At 52.9% G+C, this 272-nt stretch carries 1 protein-coding gene; it reads right to left on the reverse strand.

Translation table 11 applies throughout. The features are described from left to right. Positions 1–272 (reverse strand): SDR family NAD(P)-dependent oxidoreductase (locus AKJ31_RS22340; RefSeq protein WP_157052420.1); only part of this gene is annotated, 272 nt, incomplete at both ends.

The raw sequence follows: 272 nt of genomic DNA on the forward strand, positions 1-272 counted from the left end.
CACTCAACCCATTCAGATCGGTGTGAGCAACAAATTTGGTCATACCTGCACAGTTCACTAACAAGTCCAGCTTGCCGCCGATTTCAGAGACCTGAGCGGCCAGATTCACGATGGCGGACGAATCTTCAAAATTGAGCGAATAAGCAAGATGGCCGCCCCCCGGCAACACAGAGAGCAGAACCTCCGCCGCCTGTTTGTTACTGTTGTAAGTCAGGACAACACGGTAGCCAGACTGCGCCAGTTTTCGACAAATGGCAGCACCTAAGCCGCCA

Source organism: Vibrio hepatarius (genome assembly GCF_001274785.1).
In the GTDB taxonomy this organism is placed as follows: domain Bacteria; phylum Pseudomonadota; class Gammaproteobacteria; order Enterobacterales; family Vibrionaceae; genus Vibrio; species Vibrio hepatarius.